Source organism: Aeromonas sp. Prich7-2 (assembly GCF_017939255.1).
Lineage (GTDB): Bacteria > Pseudomonadota > Gammaproteobacteria > Enterobacterales > Aeromonadaceae > Aeromonas > Aeromonas caviae.
This window is the reverse complement of the sequence record NZ_JAGKRI010000129.1, coordinates 1-2,200: the sequence shown is the minus strand read 5'-3', so window position 1 is coordinate 2,200 and position 2,200 is coordinate 1. Positions and strand designations below refer to the sequence as shown.

The following is a 2,200-nucleotide window of genomic DNA, read 5'->3' as shown; positions in this document are numbered from 1 at the left end:
CGACATATTGATGGGCGGCAGCAGCTTCTTGAGCAAAGCAGCCTTGCGCTCACTTGAATAACGAGCCATTCGACACTCTTTATCCGCCCCCGGTCTTCACATTTAGATTATTCAGATTAGGCGACAACTATTCTGACACCGGGGGGCTGGTTCAGGTCACTACTGTGGGAAACACCTGAACTTTACGGGCTGGTTCAGGTCGCAACTGTGGGAAACACCTGAACTTCCATGGGCTGGTTCAGGTCGCCACTGTGGGAAACACCTGAACTTCCATGGGCTGGTTCAGGTCGCAACTGTGGGAAACACCTGAACTTCACGGGCTGGTTCTGGTCGCCACTGTGAGAAGACCTAACGCTCGGTTGCCTACGGAGGATCATCGAGTGTACCGATGTGCTTTCCAATGAAGAATTTTATCGCTACTTTTAAGACTATATCTTGCAATGAGAACATGAGCATTATGACTTACTCAGCATATAATCAGGGGCATGTGAAGCCCCATAGTGCACGACTTGTCATGTCTCTAGGTATTCCTTCCGACCCATTGAGTGTTCATTCATGGATTGTTGCAGGAATTCCCCCTGAGATTATTATAAGGCTTGTTGAATCTGTCAGGTCTGATATGAAGACAATCTGTCATCTTGTTGGTATTAGCAAAAGGACCATAACCCGTAAACTAAAGAATGGAACTCCTCTAACTCCTGAGCAAGGGTCTAGAGTATACAGTGTAATACAAGCACTTGATGCAACAATCTCGCTACACAATGATGATCTTGCTATGGCTATGGCTTGGTTACATTGCCCTGCAAAAGGGCTGGGAGGTGAGATACCTATGAATATCTTGACTACACCAAGCGGTGTCCAAGCCGTGGTCGATCTCATTGGTCGGATTGAACATGGGGTTATTGCCTGAACCCGTTCGCTCAGAATCGGTCTTTGATATGATAAGTGACTCAAACTCTGGGTAGCTATTCACCAATAGCTAAAGGAAGGCCTGCCATTTTTTAATAGCAACGCCTTCACCTTATGTCCAAGATCAACATTTCGTTTGCTTGCTGATTCATGCGTTAGAGCTTGGCTCAGAATATTCAAAGGCCCGATCAAGTAGACCTTTTCTACGGCTCGTGTAATCGCGGTATAACACATTGTTCGATCAATGTTTGGGGCCTTATCCAGAACAATGATGACTTGTTTAAACTGTGAACCCTGACTCTTGTGAATTGTCATAGCATAAGCATGGCGAAGGGCATTGATTATATCCAACGAGATCTCGCGTTCTATGCCGTCATCCCACAGTATCTTACCAAAGCTAGTCAAAGATTCATCGTTGTCATCATTCTTTAGAATTTTCATTACGTTGTAAACTTGGCAAATGTGTCCTGTGGAACCATTCATCAGGTCATGGTCGTAAAGGTTGGAGCAGCACATTACTTTGTCATGTAGTTTAAACTCAGTATCTAAATATCGACTTACTTCTTCTATGAATACTCTTAATGGCTTGCTTTTATTAAATGCTACGCAGCGTTTATTTATATCATTAACCATTTTGGTTGTAGCGCAAATTATTTGTGTTTCATCAGGCTTTTCTAAATATATTGAGACTGCTCTCCTTTGAATTGCATTAGTTCCATTTATATCAATATGGACGACATCATCGTAGCTAAATGTTGGAAGAACACCATTACGGATAGCGGCTGAGATAGCCGGAATATTTGAGAGTCTATCTTGCCGACGAACCTCTGTTAATGTGATTTTGGGAATGTCGTGCATTGGCACCAGTTCATGGAAAACAAGACCAAAATCTACAGGTGGGAGCTGCCCAATATCGCCTAACATGATTACATGTGCAGAATTAGGAACACATCTCAATAGGCGGTACATACTAGGTAAGTCTACCATTGAGCTTTCATCGACAACAATAACAAGTTGTCTGCCTTCATAATCTTTAGCATTGAAATTTCTAATAAATCTTGCGATAGTATAAGCCTCTTGATTTGTTGCCTCTGCCATCCTTTTTGCTGCTTTGCCTGCAAGTGCGACTTGTACTGGTATTATATCTAAGGAAGGTGCGAACAAGTCCCTGATATGAGATCATGTTTGTCATCTGGAGCCATGGAACAGGGTTCATCATGAGTCATCAACTTACCTTCGCCGACAGTGAATTCAGCAGTAAGCGCCGTCAGACCAGAAAAGAGATTTTCTT

Annotated in this window: 2 protein-coding genes; one reads left to right on the top strand and one right to left on the bottom strand. The window is 43.2% G+C overall.

The features are described 5' to 3' along the window. The first annotated feature begins 448 nt into the window (after positions 1-448). Positions 449-910 carry an antitoxin Xre/MbcA/ParS toxin-binding domain-containing protein gene (locus J9892_RS17635; RefSeq protein WP_234035422.1) on the top strand — a complete coding sequence of 154 codons (462 nt, stop codon included), beginning with the start codon at positions 449-451 and terminating at the stop codon, positions 908-910. A gap of 59 nt (positions 911-969) precedes the next feature. Here J9892_RS17635 and J9892_RS17630 read toward each other — a convergent pair whose 3' ends face one another. Then, on the bottom strand, positions 970-2,073 hold the full coding sequence (locus tag J9892_RS17630; protein WP_282598086.1) for an ATP-dependent RecD-like DNA helicase: 1,104 nt from the start codon (positions 2,071-2,073) through the stop codon (positions 970-972). Positions 2,074-2,200: the final 127 nt, after the last annotated feature.

Bases quoted from the DNA above. Each gene is read 5' to 3' on its own strand.
- J9892_RS17635 (WP_234035422.1), top strand. From the start codon at position 449: ATGAGCATTATGACTTACTCAGCATATAATCAGGGGCATGTGAAGCCC.